At 72.3% G+C, this 22,326-nt stretch carries 20 protein-coding genes; 11 read left to right on the plus strand and 9 right to left on the minus strand.

Annotated features, from left to right (window positions below; genetic code table 11):
- Positions 1–21: 21 nt before the first annotated feature.
- The 5 genes from ACFYPN_RS22465 to ACFYPN_RS22485 form a co-directional block, all read right to left on the minus strand.
- Positions 22–609: a LuxR C-terminal-related transcriptional regulator gene (locus ACFYPN_RS22465; RefSeq protein WP_389300454.1), complete on the minus strand. Its 588-nt coding sequence runs from the start codon at positions 607–609 to the stop codon at positions 22–24.
- A gap of 186 nt (positions 610–795) precedes the next feature.
- On the minus strand, positions 796–1,728 hold the full coding sequence (locus ACFYPN_RS22470; protein WP_389300457.1) for a DMT family transporter: 933 nt from the start codon (positions 1,726–1,728) through the stop codon (positions 796–798).
- 143 nt (positions 1,729–1,871) lie between these two features.
- Positions 1,872–2,810: a LysR substrate-binding domain-containing protein gene (locus tag ACFYPN_RS22475; RefSeq protein ID WP_358757843.1), complete on the minus strand. Its 939-nt coding sequence runs from the start codon at positions 2,808–2,810 to the stop codon at positions 1,872–1,874.
- A 67-nt stretch (positions 2,811–2,877) separates the two neighbouring features.
- Complete coding sequence (locus tag ACFYPN_RS22480) at positions 2,878–3,795, minus strand: TIGR03619 family F420-dependent LLM class oxidoreductase (RefSeq protein WP_358757842.1); 918 nt, start codon at positions 3,793–3,795, stop codon at positions 2,878–2,880.
- Positions 3,758–4,984 (minus strand): MFS transporter, encoded by a 1,227-nt coding sequence (locus ACFYPN_RS22485; protein ID WP_389300462.1) that lies wholly within the window; start codon positions 4,982–4,984, stop codon positions 3,758–3,760. Before ACFYPN_RS22485 ends, ACFYPN_RS22480 begins: the two co-directional genes overlap by 38 nt.
- A 120-nt stretch (positions 4,985–5,104) precedes the next feature.
- On the opposite strand from ACFYPN_RS22485, the gene ACFYPN_RS22490 reads away from it, so the two are divergent.
- Both ACFYPN_RS22490 and ACFYPN_RS22495 read left to right on the plus strand, forming a co-directional pair.
- On the plus strand, positions 5,105–5,428 hold the full coding sequence (locus ACFYPN_RS22490) for an ArsR/SmtB family transcription factor (protein ID WP_389300465.1): 324 nt from the start codon (positions 5,105–5,107) through the stop codon (positions 5,426–5,428).
- 92 nt (positions 5,429–5,520) lie between these two features.
- Positions 5,521–7,188 carry a glutamate--tRNA ligase gene (locus ACFYPN_RS22495; protein WP_358757837.1) on the plus strand — a complete coding sequence of 556 codons (1,668 nt, stop codon included), beginning with the start codon at positions 5,521–5,523 and terminating at the stop codon, positions 7,186–7,188.
- A gap of 30 nt (positions 7,189–7,218) precedes the next feature.
- On the opposite strand, the gene ACFYPN_RS22500 is transcribed toward ACFYPN_RS22495, so the two are convergent.
- Positions 7,219–7,638 (minus strand): DUF1992 domain-containing protein, encoded by a 420-nt coding sequence (locus ACFYPN_RS22500; RefSeq protein ID WP_389300468.1) that lies wholly within the window; start codon positions 7,636–7,638, stop codon positions 7,219–7,221.
- A 209-nt stretch (positions 7,639–7,847) separates the two neighbouring features.
- Between ACFYPN_RS22500 and ACFYPN_RS22505 the strand changes: the two genes are divergently transcribed.
- Both ACFYPN_RS22505 and ACFYPN_RS22510 read left to right on the plus strand, forming a co-directional pair.
- Positions 7,848–8,444, plus strand: a complete 597-nt coding sequence (locus ACFYPN_RS22505; protein ID WP_358757833.1) for a hypothetical protein — start codon at positions 7,848–7,850, stop codon at positions 8,442–8,444.
- A complete protein-coding gene (locus tag ACFYPN_RS22510) occupies positions 8,441–9,295 on the plus strand; it encodes a hypothetical protein (RefSeq protein ID WP_389300471.1) in 855 nt (284 codons plus the stop codon). Before ACFYPN_RS22505 ends, ACFYPN_RS22510 begins: the two co-directional genes overlap by 4 nt.
- 132 nt (positions 9,296–9,427) lie before the next feature.
- Here the strand turns inward: ACFYPN_RS22510 and ACFYPN_RS22515 are convergent, their stop codons facing one another.
- A complete protein-coding gene (locus ACFYPN_RS22515; protein WP_358757892.1) occupies positions 9,428–10,237 on the minus strand; it encodes a tyrosine-protein phosphatase in 810 nt (269 codons plus the stop codon).
- A gap of 454 nt (positions 10,238–10,691) precedes the next feature.
- Between ACFYPN_RS22515 and ACFYPN_RS22520 the strand changes: the two genes are divergently transcribed.
- The 5 genes from ACFYPN_RS22520 to ACFYPN_RS22540 all read left to right on the plus strand — a co-directional run bounded on the left by ACFYPN_RS22520 (position 10,692) and on the right by ACFYPN_RS22540 (position 17,936).
- Positions 10,692–12,545: a methylmalonyl-CoA mutase family protein gene (locus ACFYPN_RS22520; protein WP_389300474.1), complete on the plus strand. Its 1,854-nt coding sequence runs from the start codon at positions 10,692–10,694 to the stop codon at positions 12,543–12,545.
- The gene (scpA, locus tag ACFYPN_RS22525) at positions 12,545–14,797 is read left to right on the plus strand and encodes a methylmalonyl-CoA mutase (protein WP_389300477.1); all 2,253 of its coding nucleotides are present in this window, start codon (positions 12,545–12,547) and stop codon (positions 14,795–14,797) included. The genes ACFYPN_RS22520 and scpA overlap by 1 nt, the downstream gene beginning before the upstream one ends.
- A 13-nt stretch (positions 14,798–14,810) precedes the next feature.
- On the plus strand, positions 14,811–15,809 hold the full coding sequence (meaB, locus tag ACFYPN_RS22530; RefSeq protein ID WP_358757825.1) for a methylmalonyl Co-A mutase-associated GTPase MeaB: 999 nt from the start codon (positions 14,811–14,813) through the stop codon (positions 15,807–15,809).
- Positions 15,810–16,307: 498 nt separating this feature from the next.
- Positions 16,308–17,447, plus strand: a complete 1,140-nt coding sequence (gene rho, locus ACFYPN_RS22535) for a transcription termination factor Rho (RefSeq protein ID WP_358757824.1) — start codon at positions 16,308–16,310, stop codon at positions 17,445–17,447.
- Positions 17,448–17,561: 114 nt separating this feature from the next.
- A complete protein-coding gene (locus tag ACFYPN_RS22540) occupies positions 17,562–17,936 on the plus strand; it encodes a hypothetical protein (RefSeq protein WP_389300481.1) in 375 nt (124 codons plus the stop codon).
- 70 nt (positions 17,937–18,006) lie between these two features.
- On the opposite strand, the gene ACFYPN_RS22545 is transcribed toward ACFYPN_RS22540, so the two are convergent.
- A complete protein-coding gene (locus tag ACFYPN_RS22545) occupies positions 18,007–18,498 on the minus strand; it encodes an FBP domain-containing protein (protein ID WP_358757820.1) in 492 nt (163 codons plus the stop codon).
- 71 nt (positions 18,499–18,569) lie between these two features.
- Between ACFYPN_RS22545 and ACFYPN_RS22550 the strand changes: the two genes are divergently transcribed.
- Positions 18,570–19,139, plus strand: a complete 570-nt coding sequence (locus ACFYPN_RS22550) for a TetR/AcrR family transcriptional regulator (RefSeq protein WP_358757819.1) — start codon at positions 18,570–18,572, stop codon at positions 19,137–19,139.
- Positions 19,140–19,234: 95 nt separating this feature from the next.
- Positions 19,235–20,458 carry a GDSL-type esterase/lipase family protein gene (locus ACFYPN_RS22555; RefSeq protein WP_389300484.1) on the plus strand — a complete coding sequence of 408 codons (1,224 nt, stop codon included), beginning with the start codon at positions 19,235–19,237 and terminating at the stop codon, positions 20,456–20,458.
- Between the two features lie 195 nt (positions 20,459–20,653).
- On the opposite strand, the gene pgm is transcribed toward ACFYPN_RS22555, so the two are convergent.
- A complete protein-coding gene (gene pgm, locus ACFYPN_RS22560) occupies positions 20,654–22,300 on the minus strand; it encodes a phosphoglucomutase (alpha-D-glucose-1,6-bisphosphate-dependent) (RefSeq protein WP_389300487.1) in 1,647 nt (548 codons plus the stop codon).
- Positions 22,301–22,326: the final 26 nt, after the last annotated feature.

Raw genomic sequence — 22,326 nt, forward strand, 5'->3', positions numbered from 1 at the left:
GAGATACGTAGCCGCCGTGCATCAGAAACCGGGTGCGGCACGGTTGAGGACAGTGGCCAGCTGTGCGCGACGACGGATTTCGAGCTTCCGGTAGATCCGCGTGATGTGCAGTTCGACGGCCCGGGTCGACACGGTGAACCTCTCCGCGATCTGCTTGTTCGTCATGCCGTCCAGCATGAGGGTCGCGATGCGGCGTTCGTGCGCGGTCAGACCGTCCTGGATCGCCGGGCGCCGGGCGCCGGCCTTCCCGGGCTGCCGGGGCGCGGGTGGTTCGCTTCCCACGCGGACGACACCGAGGGGTCCGTAGGCCGTGGGGGTGCGTTCCAGGGCCGCCAGGACCACGTGCCCCATGTCGGCGTCCCATTCCCTGATCTTGATGCCGGTGGCGATCTGTGCCTGGACGTACGGGGACGAGTAGACGATCCGCAGCAGGGAGGCACGGTCACGCGCCTCGCACAGGAGGAGCTCGCCGCTGCCGTCCCGCCAGGGCCCACCGCCGAGCAGAATGCCGCGTTCCGCCATCCTCTTCCAGTAGGAGCGGTGCGCCTCACCGACTCGGACGCGGGCTCCTTCGCCTTCCCTGAATTCCATTTCGACGATGAACGCCATGTCTCTTCTCCCTCGCGGCGGATGAGGTATCAGATCTCTTTCGCGCGTGCTGTCCGGCTGTTTCCGGATGTTCATACACCGTTGACAAAACTCCCTCCGCACATGACGAAACCGTGCGTCCGGCCGCTCCATTGCGGCCGGGCACACGGGTTTTCGCCCGGTGAAGGCTTTTCGCGCGCTCCAGGCTTACGATTCGGCGGTGGTGCTGCCGACCCGCGGAGCGACGGGCTCCACCGGGGCGGGCTCCGTACGGGGCTTGCGGCGCAGGAGTCCGGTGGCCGCCAGGACTGCCGCGGCTCCCACCCAGACCGTCCAGCCCAGGGGTTCGTCCAGGACGAGGGCGCCGAGCACGACAGCGACGGCGGTCATCAGATAAGTGACGGTGGACGCCACCGTCGCCCCGTCCTTGATGATGAGTTCGAAGTTGAGCAGGGCCGCGGCGCCGGTGCACACCACCCCGAGGATGATCACGGAGATCACCGAGTCGGTGCGCCAGGTGACGGCCTGGAGCCCGAGGAAGGGAAAGGCGACGACCAGGATGCCGGTGGCGACGGTGAGCTGGCCGCCGGCCAGCACCAGGGGGGGAATACCCCGGCCGACCAGGAACTTGCCCATGTAGGCGAAGCTGGCGCCGAAGCTGATGGAGCCGAGGAAGAAACAGAGGATGCTCGACCCGCTGCCCGTACCCGCTCCGTTCCACGGCGAGGCGATCAGCGCGGTCCCTGCGAGGCCGAGCAACACGCCGGCCGCCTTGGCGCCCGTGACGCGCTTCTCGGTGGTGAGCAGCAGGGCGGCGGCCAGAGTCCAGATCGGCGCGCTGCCGTTGACCACCGCGGCCACACCGCTGGAGCCGGTGCGCTCACCTTCGGCGTAGAGGGTCCAGGGGATGGCGTTGCCCAGCAGGGCCGCCACCGTGATGTGCCCCCAGATCGAGGCGCCCCTGGGGAGACGCAGTCCCTTGGCACGGGCGATCGCGAGGATCACGGCGGCACCGAGTGCCAGCCGGATGAGCACCATCTGGGCGGGAGAGAATCCGTAGCCGGAAATCTTGATCCACAGAAATACCGAGCCCCAGATCAGGCTCAAAGCGGCGAGCCGCGCGTAGGTTGCTCTGGACATGGAAATGCCCGCCCTCCGGGACAGAATGCGTCAGGGGAATTGGCGTGATGCGCCAGGGAAAGGAACCGGCCTCAGCTTGGCAGCCGTTTCCTTCGGGGTCCATCCACGTCTGATGGCGGGTACCGGTAAGGAAATGTGGACGATCAGGCGGCGGAGACCACCGCGGAGACGCGCCGGCGCCGCACGGCACCGGTGGCGACCTCGCGCAGCGCGTCCAGCACGGCGACGATCTCCGGCGAGGCCTGACTGCCCTCACGGACGGCGGCGAAGACACTGCGGCTGGGCGGAGCCTCGGTGAAGGCCCGCACGGTCACCCCGGGGCGGGCGGCGGGGCTGGCCAGCCGGGGGATCAGGGCCACGCCCAGACCGAGTTGTACGGCGGCCAGGGTGGCGTCCCAGTCGCCGATGGCGTGGGAGTCCTGCGGGACGAACCCGGCGGCCGTGCACGCCGCCACCCCGATGTCGTGGCACATCCCGGTGGTGGCGAAGATCCAGGTCTCGTCCGCCAGGTCCGCGAGTCGGAGCGGGGAGCGGTCGGCGTGCCGGTGTCCCTCCGGCAGCGCCACGTCGAACGGGTCTTCGCAGAGCGGCTCCCGGTGGAATCGGGGGCCCTCCTCCCCCGGGCTGCGCACCGTGTCGGCGGAGATCACCACGTCGGTCTCGCCGCGGTGCAGCATGGCGAAGCTCTCCGGCGGGTCGGCCTCGGTCAGCACCATGCGCAGCATCGGCCGTTCCTTCTTCAGAAGTGCGACCGCGGGCAGGATCAGTGCCGAAAGCGTGGTCGAGAATCCTGCCACCGCCACCTGGCCGCGTTCGCCGCCGTGGTGGGCGGCCAGGTCCGCCCGCATCTGCTCGACCTGCTCGAACATGACGTCGGCGTGCCGCAGCACGATCCGGGCGGCGGAGGTGAGCCGCAGGCGGCGCCCCACGGGCTCGGTGAGCTGGACGCCCAACTCCTTGCCGAGGGTGGTGATCTGCTGGGAGACGGCCTGTGGTGTGAGGTGCAGGGCCTGGGCCGCCCCGCCGATGGTGCCGGCCCGGCTCAGTTCGCGGAGCACCCGTAATTTGCGCAGGTCGATCATGACTGCGTAACCCCCTGTTCCCGACGGTCGGACCATGGGCAGCGACGCAGGTTCGGTCACCGCAGCCTCACAATAGGTCACCACTTTTTACATCGATGACTTCGTTCACAAACATTTCAAGAACCTCGATGTCGCGGTCGGTGCGCCCCTGTTCCCGGTGTTCGCCGGGATAGGTGGGGTCGAGGATCACGGACTGCGCACCGGCGTCGGCGAGCAGCGCCAGGTCGTCGCGGATCTGCGCGAGAGACCCCTCACCGAGCACCCGGGCGTCGCTCAGGGGGCGTTCCGTGAGGCGCAACTTGATCCGCGGGGCGAGCGCCGGGACGGGCCTCTCCTCGTTCTCGGCCACCTGGCGGAGGGAGGGCAGGCCCACGCCGAGGAGCCAGTCCGCGGAGACGGACGTGGGGTGCCAGGCATCCCCCAGGCGTACGGCCCGGCGCAGTGCCCCGTAGCTGTGGCCGCCCACCCAGACCGGCGGCCCGGGGCGCTGGACGGGCAGTGGGCCGGTGTGGATCTGCCGGAAGGAGACGTGTTCGCCGTCGAACGAGGCGACCTCGTCCGCCCAGCACGCCTTCATCGCAGCGAGGTACTCGTCGCTGATGGCGCCTCTCCTGCGGTAGGGGACACCGAGCACGGCGAACTCGCGGGCGGCCCAGCCGGCCGCGGCGCCGAAGGTCATCCGTCCGTTGCTGAAGCGGTCGATGTTGGCGACGACCCGGGCGGTGTGCACGGGGTGGCGGTACGGAAGGATTGCGACGGTCGTGCCCAGGCCGATGCGGTCGGTGGCGGACGCCAGGTAGGCCAGTGTGGTCAGCGGATCGTAGAACGGTGCGGGAAAGAGGTTCTGGACCTCCGGGGTGAGGGCCACGTGGTCGGAGAGCATGACGTAGTGGTAGCCGGCGCTCTCGATCCGGCGGGCCCACTCCACCAGGTGGTCGGGCGAGGCCTCAGGGCCGTAGTTCGGGAGATTCACACCGATCTTCATGGCTGGTTCCCTTCGTCGGGGTGGAGGAGCGGTCGGACGGGTCGGACTCCGCCGAGCGCTGGGCGAGGAAGTGCGGGAGGAGCCCCGCGAGGGCGATCGCGGCGGCGCCGGCCGGAAGCCAGCGCGCGCCGGCGCCGGCGGCGAGGGCCAGACCGCCGAGGGCGGACCCGACGGAGCCGCCCAGGTAGGTGGCTGAGCTGTTCAGGGCGACGGCAGCCCCGCCGGGTGCGTCGTCCGCGATGAGGCGGTGCTGCTGGGGCACCACGAAGGCCCAGCCCACCGCGCCCCAGAGCAGCAGCGGCAGCAGGACGAGGCCGGGGGCCGCACCGGCCCAGGGGAGCACGGCCAGGGTGATGCCCAGTGAGGCCAGCAGGGCGGCGGAGAGCGGTGCGGGGGTGCGGACGCGGTCGGCGAACGTGCCGGCGAGCAGGCTGCCGCACACCCCGCCGATGCCCCAGATCCACAGCGGGACGGTGGGCCGGTCGATGCCCGCGACAGCGTGCAGGACCGGCTGCAGGTAGGTGTAGAGACCCAGGCTCGCCACCGTCTGGAAGAAGGTCGTGCCGATGACCAGGGCGACCCTGGCGCGGGCCAGTTGGGTCAGCCGGGCCCGCAGGGTCGGCGCCTTACCGCCGTGGGTACGGGGCAGCAGGGCGGCGACGGCGACGCACGCCGCCGCGCCGACGGCGGTCACCAGCCACAGGGCTGCCCGCCACCCGTGTCCTTCGGCGAGCAGGAGGCCGAGCGGGACACCGAGCACCGTGCCGCCGCTCATTCCGCCGAGCACGAGGGAGAGGGCGCGTCCGCGCTGCCGGGCCGGGACCAACGCGGCGGCTGCGGTGGCCGCGTTGGGGCCGAACAGGCCGGCGCCCGCGCCGGCGACGGCCCGGCAGGCGAGCAGGAGGGGGTAGGAGTCGGCCAGCGCACTCCCGGCGTTGGCGAGGGTGAAGACCGACAGCGCGGCCACCAGGACGGTGCGCCCGGGTAAGCGGGCGAGTACGGCGGAGAGCACGGGGGCGGAGAGGGCGTAGCAGACCGTGAAGACGGTGACGCACTGGCCCGCTCGGGATACGGACACCCCCAGGTCGTGTCCGATCGCGCCGAGCAGCCCTGCCATGACGTAGGCGTCCATGCCCGTGGCGAACGCGCCGAACGCGAGCACCGGCACGCGGCGTAAGGCTCCTGCCATGCGCGCCCCCCTTCTCCCGGGCCCGTCGAGGCCCCTTCAACATTGTTCTATGTAACTAGTTCCTTGGACCTTAGTGCACGGGCTCGGCATGTCCCGCTCCTCGCGTGGAATCCTGAGGGGGTGCGCACCTATCCCACGCCTCCCGTCGACGAACTCGAACTGCACCGGATCCTGTTCGCACTCAGCGACCCCACCAGGCTCGCCATGGTCACCGAACTGAGCTCATCCGGTGAGCTGTCCGTGGGGGAACAGCTCTCCGGTGAAGTGCCGAAATCCACGCTCAGCCACCACAACAAGATTCTTCGCGAGTCCGGGCTCACCGCTTCCCGCCCCGAGGGGACCCGCTGCTACATCTCGCTCCGCGAGGACGACTTGGAGCGACGTTTTCCCGGCCTGCTGAGGACGCTGCTCTCCCACGTCACTGTGAGGCACATCACGCCCTGAGAGGGTTCGGGGTCCCGCAGGGACCTGCCTCCGGTCCTCCGGAACCCTCCCGTCGCCCCCCTACGGTTGGGGCGACCCGGAGGGAGTCCACCGTGCCCGACCAATCCGTCATCAACGCGCTGTTCCCGCAGGACCTGCCCGAACCGTCCGACTGTCGGCGCCGCTACCCGTCGCGCGGGCTTCCCGCGGGCGCCGAGGTGACCCGGTTCGCCCCGAGCCCCACGGGCGTCCTGCACATCGGCGGTCTCTACACCGCCGCGGTGTCCCACGCGCTGGCACGGCAGACGGGCGGGGTGCATCTGCTGCGGGTCGAGGACACCGACCAGTCCCGCGAGGTGGCCGGAGCCGCGCAGTCGTTCGTCCGTCTGCTCCGGGCGTTCGACCTCTCCCCCGACGAGGGCCCCGGCGCCGGGGAGCCGTCCGGCGGCTCCGGCGGGTGGGGCCCGTACCTCCAGTCGGAGCGGCGCGAGATCTACCTCAGCCATGTGCGCGATCTCCTGCGCCGCGGCGTGGCCTACCTCTGCTTCTGCGCCAAGGACCGGCTTGCGGCCAACGCCGAGGCGCAGCGCGCTTCCCGGTCGCCCCTCGGGTACTACGGGAAGTGGGCGGCCTGCCGCTCGCTCCCGGACGACGAGGTCGCGCGACGGCTCGCCGACGGTTCGCCCTACGTGGTCCGGTTCCGCTGCCCGCACGAGTTCCCCGGGCGGGTGCGCTTCGAGGACGAGATCCGCGGCCCGGTGGTGATGCAGGACAACGGCAACGACGTCGTCCTGCTCAAGTCCTCCGGCGAGCCGGGCCCCCTTCCCCTTCCCACCTACCACCTGGCCCACGTCGTCGACGACAGTCTGATGGGGGTGACGCTGGTCGTACGGGGCGAGGAGTGGCTCTCCTCCACACCGCTCCACCTCCAACTGCACACCGCGCTCGGCTTCGCGGTACCCAGATACGCGCACCTCGCCCCGCTGATGAAGACGGAGGGCTCCAGCAGGCGGAAGCTGAGCAAGCGCAAGGACCCCGAGGCGTCCGTCGAGTTCTACCTCGCGACCGGCTACCCGCCCCGGGCCGTACGGCACTACCTGTACGGACTCGCCAACGCCCGGCTGATGGACGTACCCACCGCGCGCGCCGCCGGCGCGCCCGTACGCATCGGGGAGATGCGCCCCTCGGGACCACTGGTCGACCTGCCCAAGCTGAACCAGATCAGCCGGGAGCACATCGCCGCCCTCACCACGCAGGAGGTGTCGGCCCAGTTGACCGCCTGGGCGGCCGCGCACGACATCGAACTGCACGGCGCCCTCACCCGGGACCCCCCGCGCACCCACCGGGCGGTCGCCGTCGTGCAGGGCCCCGGCACGCGGCCGCGCAAGGACCTGACCCGCTGGTCGGAATTCCGCGACCGGTTCGGTTTCCTCCTCCCCGATTCGGCCCCGCCGCGCCCGGCGGCCGAGGACGAACGGTTCGGCGGGCTGGACCCGGCGCTGGTGCGCCGCATCGTCGGGGATTTCGCCGCCGGCTACCAGCACACGGACGACGCCACGGATTGGATCGGCCAGCTGCGCGTGGTGGCGGAACTCCACGGATTCGCCCCGGCCAACGCGGTCTGGCGCCAGGATCCGACGCGCTACGCCGGGCCCCCGAGCCAGGTCGCCAACGTGGTCCGCGTCTGCCTCACCGGTGCGAAGCGCAGCCCCGACCTGTTCGCCGTCGCACAGTGCCTGGGGAAGGAGGAGGTACGCGCGCGGCTGACCCTGCTCCCCTGACACGCCGGGCGGCGCGGTACCGCGTCCGCGTCAGGCGGGCCGGTCCCCGTCCGCGGCCCGCGCCGCACGCCATTCAGCGACCGTCTTCCCGACGTCGAGGCGCCCGAGGTTGAGCGGGGGTCCGGGCGGAGGCATGCGTACGGCCGCGTCGATCTTCTCGTTGATCGCGTCGAGCAGTTCCCGCACCCGGCGCTCGGAGACCGCCTCGGTGATCGCTTGACGGACGTCCTCCACCTCCTTGCGCAGCGCGAGGGCGGGCGGCAGGACCGACACCCCCTCGCGCTGCATCTTCTCCTTGATCCACCAGTCCTCGTCGTAGCTGCGTCCGAGTCCGGGAAGCGGCTTGCCGAAGCCCGGCAGGGACGCGAAGTCGCCACGCTGCTCGGCCTCGTGGATCTGCCGGTCCACCCACGAGTCGAAGCTGACGCCAGGGGGCTTCCGTTCGGTCACGGCACACCTCTTCTTCCGTACGCCGCCAGGGCACTTCCACGATACCCGGGTCCTCCGTCCGGACGGCGCTGTCTCGAACGGCCGGTCGGGGGTACACGACTCCACGCACCCCGCTCGGCCGGATCAACCGGCCGGAGCCCGGATCGGAGGGAGTTGACGACCGTGCGAGAGAACTGCGTACCGGACAGCGAACGGCGGGAGACTCGATCATGACGACCGTACTGATCATCATCGGCGTCGTCGTCCTCGCGGCGATCGCCGGTTGGCTCCTTCTGCGCGGCCGGGCGACCGGCGGCACCGGGCTCAAGCGCCGCTTCGGGCCCGAGTACGACCGGGTGCTCGCCCGCCACCGGGGCGACACCAAGCTCGCCGAGCAGGAGCTCGCGGAACGGGTGAAGCGGCACGGCTCGATCAGCACGCGGCCGCTGTCGGCGGAGGCCCGCGAGCGGTACACGGCGCGCTGGACCCAGGTGCAGGAGCGGTTCGTCGACACTCCCGAGGACGCGGTCGCCGAGGCCGGTGACCTCCTCGACGAGCTCTCCCGCGAGCGCGGTTTCCCGGAGGCGGGCAGCGCCGAGGACCGCGCGGAGGCACTGTCGGTCCACCACGGCGCGCACGTCGACGCCTACCGCCGGGTGCACACCGCACGCGACGGTTCGGGGGGCACGGAGGAGCTGCGCCAGGACCTCGTCGAGGCCCGCGCACTCTTCGACGCGCTGCTCGGGAACCGGACCACCGAACGGGTCGAGCGGGACCGCACGGACACGGACAAGCAGCACCACGCGAAGGGAAGTGTGACGTCATGACTTTTGGATCTTCGACGAACGACGAGCGGATCGACGGGGCGGCAGACGCCCGCCGCACGAACGACACCGACCGCACGGCCGGCACGGACGACACGGCACGCTCGGCGGCGCCTGCTGCCGGGACCTCCGACCGGACCCGGACCGCACCGGCCGGGGAGAGTGCCGCGGGCGCCACGTCCGTACCCGCCCCGAGGACGGCTGGTACGGCCTCCTCCGCCGGGACGAAGACGGCTCCGGGGAAGCCGGCGGGAGCGGAGACCGCGCCCGCCGACGGGAGCCCCGCCCACCGCCTCGGCCGCGACCTCGCGACGGACCGTGCCGAGCGCACGGACGACACGGAGCGCGCGGACCGTACGGCTACCCCGCACGCGGCGGATGCATCGAACGCGACGGACGCAGCGCACACCGACCGCGGCGACCGCACGGGCACCGCGGACGCGGACCGCACAGTGTCCTCCGGCGCCCTCGGGGCGAAGGCGGGCACGGAACGCGACGGAACGGCCGCCACCGGAACGCGCCGCGAGACCGCCGGCACCTCCGCCGCCGGCACGAACGGCCGGGGCCATGACGGGGCGCTCCTCGCGGGGACCGACCGCGAGGAGCTGGAACGGCGGATGCGGGACGCGGTCAGCGACTTCGTGGAGGACCCGCAGCGCGCCGTCCGCGAGGCCGGTGCCACCCTGGACGCCGTCACCGAGAACCTGGTCAAGGCGCTCTCCGAGCGGAGCTCCGCGCTGCGCTCCGCGGAGGGTCCGGAGGGCGCGGGCGAGCGCGGCGGCGAGCGGACGGAGCAGCTGCGGATCGTGCTCCAGCGCTACCGCGACCTCACCGACCGGCTGCTGAAGGTCTGACCCGGCCGCGGCCCGCGACACCCCGGGCCATTACCGCCGGGCAGTTCCCGCCGGGCCACGAAGGGCCGGGAGGTACACGGACACACCGTCCGCGTACCTCCCGGCCCTTCAGGCATTCCCCGTCACCCGCGCCTACACCGGTACGCCGACCGGGGCGGTCAGCTCCCCGCGCAGTCGCTCCACCACGGGCTCCGGCAGTCTCAGCCCGCTGCTCACATAGCCGTCGAGGCCGCCCCACCGCTCCTCCATCGCGTCGAGCGCGACGTCCAGATAGCGGGGCCGCGCCTCGATGACGGCGGAGGCGATGGCCGGGTCGCCGCCCGCGTCGAGGAAGCGCTGTACCGAGGGGGCGAAGGCGAGGCGTACGGCGGGGTTCACCGCGAGGAACTCGGCCCGGACGGACTCCTGGGGCGCCCCCAGGATCATCAGCAGTACCGCGGTGGCCCAGCCCGTACGGTCCTTTCCCGCGGTGCAGTGGAAGAGCACCGGCCGGGCCGCCGCGTCCGCCGCCGTCTCCAGGAACGCGCGGTAGGCCGCCGCGGCTCCCGGAGAGAGCACCATCTGGCGGTACGTCTGCGCGAACACCTCCTCCGCCCTCCCGCCGCCCAGCGCCTCCTCCGCGGCGGCCGGATCGGCGAGCAGGGCCCTGAGCCGGGCGGGGGCGACACCCGGATTGCCGCCCAGCACGTCGGCCACGAAGAGCCGGGCCCTCGGGGGCAGCCGGTCCGGGGCCCAGTGGCGTTCGTCGGCGGTGCGCAGGTCCACGACCGTACGGACGCCGAGCGCGGCGACCGCCATGTCGTGTTCCGGATCGAGTTCACTCAGCTGGCCCGAACGCAGGAGGATCCCCTGCCGCACCCGCCGGCCGTGGCCCAGGGCGATGCCGCCCAGATCCCGCAGATTGACGACGGTGGTGGCTGGGACGGCCCGGGCGGTCTGCACGATGAACTGCCTCTTTCCCGACATTTTGCGCATGTGGTATCAACGTCGCACGTCAGAGGCGAATGGACAACGGAAAGCGCCGGAGTGGACCGGCACTTTCGATGCCGAGGACGGCACGCGCACGCCGCCCGCGAGGAAGGGCGCCACCCGCGCGCGACGCCCGGTCCGATCCGGGATCGCCGACCGGTCCTCACCTCCGTACCCGGGGTCCGCCGCCGCGCTCGCGGTAGCCCGCCTCTCCGCGGGACGCGGTGCCCGCTCCGTGGGCCGGACGGGGGACCACCTGCCGGCTGCCCGTCGCCCCGCAGTGATCCCGCGGGCGTCCCGGATCATCCGGCCGGGGTCGCGGACGCGTCGCGACACGCTGCGTGTGCGCCCGGACGCGCACCGGAGAGGGATAGGTCACAGCGGCTCCCTCTCCTGGTCCCCCGCCGGACTGCCCTAGCATCTGGGCATGACGGTCCTGCCTGCTGACGGGCTCCCCCTGGCCGCCGAATTCGCTGATGCCTCCCCGGGCCAGTGGCAGTCCCTCGTCGAGGGCGTGCTGCGCAAGTCGGGCAAGGACGTCACGGGTGAGGCCGCTCTGGAAGCCCTGTCCACGACGCTGGAGGACGGGCTCACCACCCGCCCCCTGTACACCTCCCGGGACAGCGCGCCCTCCGCCGGTCTGCCAGGTTTCGCGCCCTTCACCCGGGGTGGCACACCCGCCGGGAACGCGGCGGGCGGCTGGGGCGTACGGCAGCGCCACGCACTGACCGATCCGGCCCGGCTCAACGAGGCGCTGCTCGCGGATCTGGAGAACGGCGTCACCTCGTTGTGGCTCGGTGTCGGCGGCCCCGGAGGCGTACCGGTGTCCGGCCTGGACCGGGCGCTGGACGGCGTCCTCCTCGACCTCGCGCCGCTCGTCCTCGACGCCGGGGACGACTCCGGCGCGGCGTCGGCGGAGCTCGTGCGCCTGTACGCGGACCGGGGTGTCGCCCCGGAAGCCGTACGCGGCGGCCTCGGCATCGATCCGCTGGGCGGGTCCGCCCGAACGGGTGGCACCCCCGACCTCACCACCGCGGTCGAGTGGGCCGGCAGGTGCGCCGAGGCGTATCCGGGGCTGCGTGCGCTGAGCGTGGACGCGCTGCCGTACCACGAGGCCGGTGGCGGCGCCGCCCAGGAGCTGGGCCTCTCGCTCGCCACGGGGGTGGCGTACCTGCGGGCGCTGACCGCTGCCGGGATGTCCGTCGAGGTGGCCTGCTCGCAGCTGGAGTTCCGGTACGCCGCGACCGCCGACCAGTTCCTGACGATCGCCAAGCTGCGGGCCGCGCGCCGGCTGTGGGCGCGTGTCGCGCAGGCCTGCGGGGCGCCGGGCGCGGGTGCGCAGCGGCAGCACGCGGTGACCTCTTCGGTGATGATGACGCGGCGCGACCCCTGGGTGAACATGCTCCGCACGACGCTGGCCAGTCTGGGTGCCGGGGTCGGCGGCGCGGACGCCGTGACCGTCCTCCCCTTCGACGAGGCGCTGGGCATCCCCGACGCCTTCGCCCGGCGGATCGCCCGGAACACCTCCACCATCCTGATGGAGGAGTCACACCTGGCCCGTGTCGTCGACCCGGCGGGCGGCTCCTGGTACGTGGAGCGCCTCACCGAGGATGTGGCCGTCGCCGCCTGGGCCTTCTTCCAGGAGATCGAGCGGGCGGGCGGCGTGGAGGCGGCCACCGCCTCGGGTCTGGTCGCCGACCGGCTCGCCGCCACCTGGCGAAAGCGCTCCCGTGACCTCGCGCGCCGCAAGGAGCCGGTGACGGGGGTCAGCGAGTTCCCGCATCTGGCCGAGCCCCCGGTGGAGCGCGAAGAGGCGGCCGCCGCCCCCTCCGGAGGCCTGCCGAAGGTCCGCCGCGACGAGGCGTTCGAGGCGCTGCGGAAGCGGTCGGACGACCATCTGGCCGCCACCGGTGCCCGTCCGAAGGTCTTCCTGGCGGCCCTCGGTCCCGCGGCGGCACACACGGCCCGCGCTTCCTTCGCCGCCAACCTCTTCCAGGCCGGCGGCATCGAGACGGTCCACCGGCCGGTCACCGTGGACGCGGCGACGGCCGCCGACGCCTTCGCCGCGTCCGGCGCGTCGATCGCCTGCCTCTGCTCGTCGGACGCGGTGTACGCGCAGGAGGCAGCGGGGGTGGCCGCGGCGCTCGTGGCCGCCGGAGCGAGCCGGGTGCTGCTCGCCGGCCGTCCGGGTGAGGTGGACGGAGTCGACTCGTACCTCTTCGCCGGCTGCGACGCCGTCGCCGTGCTCTCCTTTGAACTCGACCGACTGGGAGTGGCGTGATGCAGAACCCCGAGATCCCCGAAGCCGCCGGGACTCCAGGGGCCGCCGCCGGCCCCGTCCCCGACTTCTCCGCCGTCCCGCTCGTCGCGGACGCTTCCCCGGCGCCCTCGGCCGACCGCTGGCGGGCCGCGGTCAAGGAGTCGACCGGCAGTTCCGTGGACGACCTGCTCTGGGAGACCCCCGAGGGCATCACCGTCAAGCCGCTGTACACCGAGGCCGATCTGGAGGGCGTCGACTTCCTCGACACCTTCCCGGGCATCGCCCCGTACCTGCGCGGCCCCTACCCGACGATGTACGTCAACCAGCCGTGGACGATCCGTCAGTACGCCGGGTTCTCCACCGCCGAGGAGTCGAACGCCTTCTACCGGCGCAACCTCGCGGCCGGTCAGAAAGGGCTCTCGGTCGCCTTCGACCTGCCCACGCACCGGGGGTACGACAGCGACCACCCCCGGGTGACCGGTGACGTCGGCATGGCGGGCGTGGCGATCGACTCGATCCTGGACATGCGCCAGCTTTTCGACGGCATCCCGCTGGACCGGATGTCGGTGTCGATGACGATGAACGGCGCCGTGCTGCCCGTGCTGGCGCTGTACATCGTGGCCGCCGAGGAACAGGGCGTACCGCCCGAGAAACTGGCCGGGACCATCCAGAACGACATCCTCAAGGAGTTCATGGTCCGCAACACCTACATCTATCCGCCGGGCCCCTCCATGCGGATCATCTCGGACATCTTCGCGTACACCTCGCGGAAGATGCCGCGCTACAACTCCATCTCCATCTCCGGCTATCACATCCAGGAGGCCGGGGCGACGGCCGACTTGGAGCTGGCGTACACCCTCGCGGACGGGGTGGAGTACCTGCGGGCCGGGCGTGACGCCGGGCTGGACGTGGACGCGTTCGCGCCCCGGCTGTCGTTCTTCTGGGCGATCGGCATGAACTTCTTCATGGAGATCGCGAAGCTCCGGGCGGCCCGGCTGCTCTGGGCCAAGCTGGTAAGGGAGTTCGAGCCGAAGAACCCCAAGTCCCTTTCACTGCGTACCCATTCGCAGACCTCCGGCTGGTCGCTGACCGCGCAGGACGTCTTCAACAACGTCACCCGCACCTGTGTCGAGGCGATGGCCGCCACCCAGGGGCACACGCAGTCGCTGCACACCAACGCGCTGGACGAGGCACTCGCGCTGCCGACGGACTTCTCGGCGCGCATCGCCCGCAACACGCAGCTCCTCCTCCAGCAGGAGTCCGGCACCGGGCGGGTCATCGACCCGTGGGGCGGCAGCGCGTACGTGGAGAAGCTCACCCACGACCTGGCGCGGCGTGCCTGGCAGCACATCGAGGAGGTGGAGGCGGCCGGCGGCATGGCGAAGGCCATCGACGCGGGCATCCCCAAGCTGAGGATCGAGGAGGCCGCCGCCCGGACCCAGGCGCGCATCGACTCGGGCCGCCAGCCGGTCATCGGGGTCAACAAGTACCGCGTGGAGACGGACGAGAAGATCGACGTGCGTTCGGTCGACAACTCCTCCGTGCGCACCCAGCAGATCGAGAAGCTGCGGCGGCTGCGTGCGGAGCGGGACGAGACCGCGTGCCAGGACGCGCTGCGCGCGCTGACGGAGGCGGCGGGACGCGCACCGGGCGCCGATCTGGAGGGCAACCTGCTGGCGCTGGCGGTGGACGCGGCACGCGCCATGGCCACCGTGGGCGAGATCTCGGACGCGCTGGAGAAGGTGTACGGGAGGCACGCCGGGCAGATCCGTACGATCTCCGGGGTGTACCGCAAAGAGGCAGGAGAGTCCCCGTCGGTGGACCGCACCCGCAAGCTGGTCGACGACTTCGAGGAGGCGGAGGGCCGTCGCCCGCGCATCCTGGTGGCGAAGATGGGCCAGGACGGCCACGACCGCGGCCAGAAGGTGATCGCGTCGGCCTTCGCCGACCTGGGCTTCGACGTGGACGTCGGCCCGCTGTTCCAGACGCCCGCCGAGGTGGCACGTCAGGCGGTCGAGGCGGACGTGCACATCGTGGGCGTCTCGTCGCTGGCCGCGGGGCACCTCACGCTCGTCCCCGCACTGCGGGAGGAGCTGGCGGCCGAGGGGCGCGAGGACATCATGGTCGTGGTGGGCGGAGTGATCCCCCCGCAGGACGTCGAGGCCCTGCACGAGGCGGGTGCCACCGCGGTCTTCCCGCCGGGCACGGTCATCCCGGACGCCGCGTACGACCTGGTGCGGCGGCTCGGCGCGGCGCTCGGCCACGAGCTGTGAGCCGCTGATCCTCATGGCCCCGACGATCGACATCGAGAGTTACGCCAAGGGAGTGCTCGACGGGAAGCGCGCGTTCGTCGCGCGCGCCATCACCCTCGTCGAGTCCTCCCGCCCCGACCACCGCGTGCTCGCCCAGGAGTTGCTGAGCAGGCTGCTGCCGCACGCCGGCCGGGCCCGGCGGATCGGGATCAGCGGGGTGCCCGGGGTCGGGAAATCGACCTTCATCGACGCGCTCGGCACCTTGCTGACGGGACTGGGGCACCGGGTCGCGGTGCTCGCCGTGGACCCGTCGTCCACCCGTACCGGCGGCTCCATCCTGGGCGACAAGACCCGGATGGAGCGGCTCTCCGTGGACCCGCGCGCGTTCGTCCGCCCCTCCCCTTCCGCCGGCACGCTGGGCGGGGTGGCGAAGGCGACCCGTGAGTCCATCGTGGTGATGGAGGCGGCGGGGTACGACGTGGTGCTGGTGGAGACGGTCGGCGTCGGCCAGTCGGAGACCGCGGTCGCGCGCATGGTCGACACCTTCCTGCTGCTCACCCTGGCGCGCACGGGCGACCAGCTCCAGGGCATCAAGAAGGGCGTCCTGGAGCTGGCGGACGTCATCACCGTGAACAAGGCGGACGGTCCGCACGAGCGTGAGGCCCGCTCGGCCGCGCGCGAACTCTCGGGCGCCCTGCGGCTGATGCACCCCGCCGACGCCGCGTGGACCCCGCCGGTCCTCACCTGCAGCGCCCGTGAGGCGACGGGCCTGGACACGGTGTGGGAGAGCCTGGAGCAGCACCGCACGCTGCTGGACTCGACGGGGCGTCTCGCGGCGAAGCGGAGCGAACAGCAGGTGGACTGGACGTGGAGCATGGTCCGGGACGAGCTGCTGGAGAGCCTGCGTTCCCATCCGGACGTACGGGCGCGCGCGCCCGAGCTGGAACGGCGGGTCCGTGAGGGTGCTCTGACGGCCACACTCGCCGCCGAGGAGATCCTCGCGGCGTTCCGGGGCGGCTCCGGGCGCGGATGACGGCGTCGTATCCGGCGACCCGGAACGACGGGTTCTGACGGCCCGTACAGCGCCGTGGGGACCGCGGGCGGGCGAGCCGGCGGCTCGGGGGTCCGTGGCATGCCGTTCCCGCCGCCGGAACTTCCCCGCACTTTCAGGCCCACCCGCCGAGCCGGAAACCCTGTTCCCTCCGGCCGCTCGCCGTGGTACTGTCCGAAACAGCACTCGCGGACGTCCCCGTCGGGACACCGGTGCCCTTCCTCTTCGCTTTCATCGCTGTCGCACCTGTCGATTCACGGCCCGCGATTCAGCTCACTCCAGAACACTCGCACTTCTCCCTTTCTCCCGCGCGCGTCGAACCGGTCCGCCGTACCCGTGACCCACACGGCACGACGCGATCCCCGGTCTTCGCTCACCGGGACGAGGGTCCGCGCGGTGCACGCCGAGGCGTGTGAGCACCGCCTCCAGGCCGCCCGCACCGGGCCCGCACACTCTTCCGTCCCCGAAAGGACATTCCTCGTGACCACCACACTCGAACGCCCCGTACACGCCCAGCACGCGCCCGTCGCCGCCGCCGGTGTTCTCGACATCTCGGACGGCGGTCACGGGCTGCTGCGCGGTCCGCACGGGCATCCCGCCCCCGGCGACGTCCGCGTCCCCGCCGCCCTGATCGGCCGGTACGGCCTGCGCAAGGGCGACTTGGTGACGGGCGGCTGCGACCGGCCGGGCGCACTCACCGTCGTCGACCTCGTCAACGGACTGCCCCCGCAGGCCCTTCGCTCGCGCCCGCACTTCCACGACCTGACACCGTTGCACCCCCGGGACCGGCTGCGCCTGGAAACCCGTGCGGGCGGGCCCGCGCCACGCCTGGTCGATCTGATCGCCCCGGTCGGCAAGGGGCAGCGCGGCCTGATCGTCGCCCCGCCGAAGACCGGCAAGACGGTGCTGCTCCAGCAGCTCGCGGCAGCCGTCGCGGCGAACCACCCGGAGTGCCATCTCATGGTGGTGCTGCTCGACGAACGCCCCGAAGAGGTGACGGACATGCGCCGGTCGGTGCGGGGCGACGTGCTCGCCTCCACCTTCGACCGCCCGGCGAAGGAGCACATCGCCCTGGCCACTCTCGCCGTGGAGCGGGCCAAGCGACTCGTCGAGCAGGGGCAGGACGTCGTCATCCTCCTCGACTCGCTCACCCGTCTCTGCCGGGCCTTCAACAACGCGGCCGGCCCCGGCGGTCGCACGCTGAGCGGTGGCGTCGACGCGGCCGCGCTCAGCGGCCCCAAGAAGCTGTTCGGCGCGGCGCGGCTGACCGAGGAGGGCGGCTCGCTGACCATCCTGGCGACAGCCCTGGTCGAAACCGGCTCGCGCGCCGACGACTTCTTCTTCGAGGAGCTCAAGGGCACCGGCAACATGGAGCTCCGCCTGGACCGCGCGCTGGCCGACCGCCGCATCTTCCCTGCGGTGGACATCGCCTCCTCCGGCACGCGGCGGGAAGAACTCCTGCTCTCCGAGGAGGAGTTGACGGCGATGCGCGGACTGCGGCGCGCACTGCTCGGCCGGGACAGCCGGGCCGCCCTCGAAGCCGTACTGGACAAGGTCCGCCGGACGCCCGACAACGCGGCCTTCCTGCGCCAGGTGCACCAGACGGTCCCCGGCGCCTGAGAGCGGTAGGGGCCCCGGAGCGGCACGGGCCGGGTGCGTTCACGCGGGGCACCCCTCAGCCACAGCCTAGGATCGGTCCTCCGGGAAATCGCGCCCCGCAGGAGGTACCCGCCCATGACCCACCGTTCCGCCGTCGCCCTGGCCGGTCTGCTGGCCGGTGCGGGCGCACTGCACCTCGCGGCGCCACGCCCCTTCGACTCGCTGGTCCCGAGCGTCCTGCCGGGCAGCCCCCGCACCTGGACGTATGCGAGCGCCGGAGTCGAACTCGCCCTCGCAGCAGGCCTTCTCGCCCCGCGCACCCGCCGTGCCGCCGCACTCGGTGCCGCCGCGTTCTTCGTGGGCGTACTCCCGGCCAACGTGAAGATGGCGGTCGACTGGCGCCACCGCCCGGCTCCGCAGCGCGGCATCGCCTACGCGCGTGTTCCGCTCCAGATTCCCCTGGTGCTGTGGGCCCGCCGGGTCGCCCGGCAGGGGGCCGACACCGCCTGAGCGCGCACCACCTGAGCACCGCCCGCACGGGCCCTCACACCACCGCGCCGACCCTCGTCCGTCACCCCTCTCACTCCGTCACATGGGCGAGGAACGCGGCGAGGTTCGCCACGGTCCGCTGGATCTTCTCCTCCAGGGTGAGCGACTCCTGCAGCCGGGCGCCCGGACCCGCGTCCTTCTTGCCCCGCACGTACAGGGAGCAGGAGAGGTCGCTGCAGAGGTAGGCGCCCACCGAGTTGCCCTGCTGTCCGGCCTTGCCCGCCTTCGGCGCGACCATCAGCGAGACACCGCCGGTGTGGGCGGTCAGGCACATCGAGCACATGCTCCTCCGCTGCCGGCCGGGCACCGCGCCGGGGCAGCGCATCACGATGGCCTTCGGACGGCCCTGCGACTCCGTGACGAGGTAGGCGCGGTCGGGCGCCTGGGGGTCGCGCCAACCGAGGAAGTCCAGGTCCGTCCAGTCACGGTCCGCCAGGTCGCGCGGGACCGCCAGGCGCTTGGCCTCGCCCTTGGTGCAGTTCACGAACGCGGCGCGGATCTCTTGCTCACTCAGCGGATTCATGCACGGTATGCTAATTTACCTAAATCCTATAGGCAAATGATTATGTAGTTCAGGCACGGGAGAGGACGGTCATGGCACGCGCGGGGCTCACCACGGAGCGACTGGTCCGGGCGGGGGCGGACATGGCCGACACCGCCGGTTTTGACCAGGTGACGCTCTCGGCACTCGCCCGGTTGTTCGACGTCAAGGTCGCGAGTCTGTACTCGCACCTGAAGAACTCTCAGGAACTCAGGACGCGGATCGCCCTGCTCGCTCTGGAGGAGATGGCCGACCGCGCCGCCTCCGCCCTGGCGGGCAGGGCCGGGCGGGATGCGCTGACCGCCTTCGCCGACGTCTACCGCGGCTACGCCCGTGACCACCCCGGCCGCTATGCCGCCGCCCAGCTCAGGCTCGATCCGGAGACGGCGGCCGCGAGCGCGGGGCCCCGGCACGCGCGCATGACACGGGCCGTCCTGCGGGGCTACGACCTGACGGAACCGGACCAGACGCACGCCGTCCGCCTCCTGGGCAGCGTGTTCCACGGATACGTCAGTCTGGAGTCGGCGGGGGGCTTCAGCCACTCCGCTCCCGACTCGCAGGAGAGCTGGACCTGGACCCTGGACCGGCTCGACGCGCTCCTGAGGAACTGGTCCGCTCCCTGAGCCGTCGTGCCGTGCGCGGCGTCCGCCACGCTCGGCACGACGGCATCTGCCCTCCGACACCCGACTTCCGCCATCCGACCGACGGGCTGAGCACCTTGAGCACTCCTCCGAGCACCCCGCACCGCTGGATCACCACGCCCCTCACCGCCGCACTCCTGCGGGGCGCCCTCGATCTGGAGGACACCGTGCACGGTGTCCTCCCGCACCGGCTGCCGGCATGGGCCCGCGCCCAGTACGCCGACCCCCAGCTGGCCTCGGCCGAGTCCCAGCCGTCCGGAGTCCGGCTTACCTTCCGCACGAAGGCGACCGCCCTGGAGCTGGACACCCTGCCCACCAAGCGGGCCTACGCGGGTGCGCCGCCGCGCCCGGACGGTGTGTACGACCTGCTCGTCGACGGCCGTCCGGCGGGCCGGGCCACCGCGTCCACCGGCAACACCGTGATCGTCGACATGGCCACCGGAGCGGCCGAGCACCGGCCGGGGCCGGTCGCCACGATCCGCTTCGCCGACCTGCCCGGGGGCGACAAGGACATCGAGATCTGGCTCCCCCACAACGAGACCACCGAACTCGTCGCCCTGCGCACCGACGCCCCCGTCGAGCCGGCGCCGGACCGGGGCCGGCCGGTGTGGCTGCACCACGGGAGCTCGATCAGCCACGGTTCCGACGCCGCGAGCCCCAGTGCCATCTGGCCGGCGCTCGCCGCGCGCCTCGGCGGCGCGGAGCTGATCAACCTGGGTCTGGCCGGAAGCGCCCTGCTCGACCCGTTCACCGCGCGCACCCTGCGGGACACCCCCGCCGATCTGATCAGCCTGAAGATCGGCATCAACCTGGTCAACACCGACGCGATGCGTCTGCGCGCCTTCACCCCCGCCGTCCACGGCTTCCTCGACACGATCCGCGAGGGCCACCCCACCACGCCCCTGCTTCTGGTCTCACCGATCCTGTGCCCGATCCACGAGGACACCCCGGGCCCGAGCGCACCGGACCTGTCCCGCCTGAGTACGGGGCAACTGACATTCGTCGCCATGGGTGACGCGGCCGAGACCGCGGGCGGGAAGCTGACGCTGAACGTCGTACGGAGGGAGCTGGCCAGGATCGTCGAACAGCGGTCCGCCGACGACCCGCATCTGCACCACCTCGACGGCCGGGCGCTCTACGGCTCCGCCGACGCGGACGAGCTGCCACTCCCCGACCAGCTCCACCCCGACGCCGCGACCCACCGCCTTATGGGCGAGCGCTTCGCGGCGCTCGCCTTCGCCGCGGACGGCCCCTTCGGGGCCCGGCGCCCAGAAGGTGCGGCCCGTCATCCGCGGACCTAGGGGCTGTGTGGGGTTGTCGCGCGGAAGGCGGAAGAAGGAGCGGGGCCGGGTGCATGCGAGCGAAAGGCGCCGGAGCGCGCGTGCCCGGCCCCGCGACGCCGCGACCCAACCCCGTACAGGCCCTGGACACGGGCCGCTGCGCGGCCGGGTGCCGGTATCCCCGGGCCCGGCCGCGCACGTGGGGTCGGTGCGGGGTCAGCCCGCGGCGCCCAGGACGGTCGAGACCAGGGCGCGGGCCTCGTCCTGCACCCGGCTCAGGTGGTCGGGGCCCTGGAAGCTCTCCGCGTACACCTTGTACACGTCCTCGGTGCCGGAGGGGCGGGCGGCGAACCAGGCGCTGTCGGTGCAGACCTTGAGGCCGCCGATGGCCGCGCCGTTGCCCGGCGCCTCGGTGAGGACGGCGGTGATGGCCTCGCCCGCCAGGGTGTCGGCCGTGACCTGCTCGGGCGAGAGCTTGGCGAGTACGGCCTTCTCTTCCCGGGTGGCGGGGGCGTCGACGCGGGCGTAGGCGGGGTCACCGAAGCGGGTGGTGAGCTCCGCGTAGTGCTGGGACGGGGTGGAGCCCGTGACGGCGGTGATCTCGGAGGCCAGCAGGGCGAGCAGGATGCCGTCCTTGTCGGTGGTCCACACCTGGCCGTCGCGCCGCAGGAACGAGGCACCGGCCGACTCCTCGCCGCCGAAACCGAGACTGCCGTCGAAGAGGCCGTCCACGAACCACTTGAAGCCGACCGGGACCTCCACCAGCGGACGGCCGAGGTCGGCGGCGACCCGGTCGATCATCGAGGAGGAGACGAGCGTCTTGCCGATGCCGGTCCCGGCGGGCCAGCCGTCGCGGTGGGTGTAGAGGTACTGGATGGCGACGGCCAGGTAGTGGTTGGGGTTCATCAGCCCGCCGTCCGGGGTGACGATGCCGTGCCGGTCGGCGTCGGCGTCGTTGCCGGTGGAGATGGCGTACGCGTCCCGCTGGGCGATGAGCGAGGCCATGGCGTACGGCGAGGAGCAGTCCATCCGGATCTTGCCGTCCCAGTCCAGCGTCATGAACCGCCAGGTCGGGTCGGCGAGCGGGTTGACCACCGTGAGGTCGATGCGGTGGGTCTCCGCGATGCGGCCCCAGTAGCCGACGGACGCGCCGCCGAGCGGGTCGGCTCCGATCCGGATGCCCGCGTCGCGGATCGCGTCCAGGTTCAGTACGGACGGCAGGTCGGCGACGTACCCGCCGAGGAAGTCGTGGCGCCCGGTCGTCCCGGCGGCCAGCGCGCGTGCGTACGGAACGCGGCGCACCTCCTTGAGGCCGCCCGCGATGAGTTCGTTGGCGCGGTCCTGGATCCAGGAGGTGGCGTCCGAGCCGGCCGGTCCGCCGTTGGGCGGGTTGTACTTGAACCCACCGTCGGCGGGCGGGTTGTGCGACGGGGTGACGACGATCCCGTCGGCCAGTCCTCCGGTCCGGCCGCGGTTGTACGTCAGGATGGCGTGCGAGACCGCCGGGGTCGGCGTGTAGCCGTCCTCGGAGTCGATGAGGACGGCGGCACCGTTCGCGGCGAGCACCTCCAGGGCGGTGACCCGTGCGGGCTCCGACAGCGCGTGGGTGTCCGCGCCGAGGAAGAGCGGCCCGTCCGTGCCCTGCCGGGTGCGGTACTCGCAGATCGCCTGGGTCGTGGCGGCGATGTGGTCCTCGTTGAACGCGGTCCCGAGCGAGGAACCGCGGTGCCCGGACGTGCCGAAGGCCACCCGCTGGCCGGGCTCGGCCGGGTCGGGGTGGAGGGCGTAGTAGGCAGTCACCAGCCGTGCCACGTCGACCAGGTCGTCGGATTCTGCCGGTTTGCCGGCCCGTGCGTGCACCATCGGTTCTCCTCGTTCGGGGGCGGACG

Origin of the sequence: Streptomyces sp. NPDC005576, assembly GCF_042871745.1 — a bacterium.
Lineage (GTDB): Bacteria > Actinomycetota > Actinomycetes > Streptomycetales > Streptomycetaceae > Streptomyces.

Bases quoted from the DNA above. Each gene is read 5' to 3' on its own strand.
- ACFYPN_RS22545 (WP_358757820.1), bottom strand. From the start codon at position 18,498: ATGAATCCGCTGAGTGAGCAAGAGATCCGCGCCGCGTTCGTGAACTGC.
- ACFYPN_RS22485 (WP_389300462.1), bottom strand. From the start codon at position 4,984: ATGGCAGGAGCCTTACGCCGCGTGCCGGTGCTCGCGTTCGGCGCGTTC.
- meaB (WP_358757825.1), top strand. From the start codon at position 14,811: ATGGCCCCGACGATCGACATCGAGAGTTACGCCAAGGGAGTGCTCGAC.
- scpA (WP_389300477.1), top strand. From the start codon at position 12,545: ATGCAGAACCCCGAGATCCCCGAAGCCGCCGGGACTCCAGGGGCCGCC.
- ACFYPN_RS22505 (WP_358757833.1), top strand. From the start codon at position 7,848: ATGACGACCGTACTGATCATCATCGGCGTCGTCGTCCTCGCGGCGATC.
- ACFYPN_RS22475 (WP_358757843.1), bottom strand. From the start codon at position 2,810: ATGATCGACCTGCGCAAATTACGGGTGCTCCGCGAACTGAGCCGGGCC.
- ACFYPN_RS22510 (WP_389300471.1), top strand. From the start codon at position 8,441: ATGACTTTTGGATCTTCGACGAACGACGAGCGGATCGACGGGGCGGCA.
- ACFYPN_RS22520 (WP_389300474.1), top strand. From the start codon at position 10,692: ATGACGGTCCTGCCTGCTGACGGGCTCCCCCTGGCCGCCGAATTCGCT.
- ACFYPN_RS22480 (WP_358757842.1), bottom strand. From the start codon at position 3,795: ATGAAGATCGGTGTGAATCTCCCGAACTACGGCCCTGAGGCCTCGCCC.
- ACFYPN_RS22540 (WP_389300481.1), top strand. From the start codon at position 17,562: ATGACCCACCGTTCCGCCGTCGCCCTGGCCGGTCTGCTGGCCGGTGCG.
- ACFYPN_RS22550 (WP_358757819.1), top strand. From the start codon at position 18,570: ATGGCACGCGCGGGGCTCACCACGGAGCGACTGGTCCGGGCGGGGGCG.
- ACFYPN_RS22470 (WP_389300457.1), bottom strand. From the start codon at position 1,728: ATGTCCAGAGCAACCTACGCGCGGCTCGCCGCTTTGAGCCTGATCTGG.
- pgm (WP_389300487.1), bottom strand. From the start codon at position 22,300: ATGGTGCACGCACGGGCCGGCAAACCGGCAGAATCCGACGACCTGGTC.
- ACFYPN_RS22465 (WP_389300454.1), bottom strand. From the start codon at position 609: ATGGCGTTCATCGTCGAAATGGAATTCAGGGAAGGCGAAGGAGCCCGC.